The sequence below is a fragment of the Dellaglioa sp. CoH-57-MRSF-19 genome (assembly GCF_056781975.1).
The window spans coordinates 1-244 of record NZ_JBXAXW010000325.1 but is presented as its reverse complement, the minus strand read 5'-3'; the positions used below and the strand labels follow the sequence as shown (position 1 = coordinate 244).

The following is a 244-nucleotide window of genomic DNA, read 5'->3' as shown; positions in this document are numbered from 1 at the left end:
GAAGTTCGATACAGCCCGGGTGCGGACGATTGGGGTGATCCTATTCCGCGTGCTGCCGGTGAACACCTCGGCATCTGGATCAACGAGTATCCGGTGCTGCGTATGACTCCGCACGGTTTCTGGTTTCTAGATCATTACGAGGACCGTGAACGGTTCGTGAATCTGTCGTGGACGAAGCAGTACGCGCATCGCACCAAGGAAGCCGCACGCGACGCGTTCATAGAGCGCAAGCGCAAACAGATTC

The 244-nt window shown here is 57.0% G+C and carries 1 protein-coding gene; it reads left to right on the top strand.

Annotation, left to right across the window (positions count from 1 at the left end):
* Window positions 1-244: hypothetical protein (locus tag AC1RO3_RS09365; RefSeq protein ID WP_481764147.1), on the top strand; the 244-nt coding region annotated here is incomplete at both ends.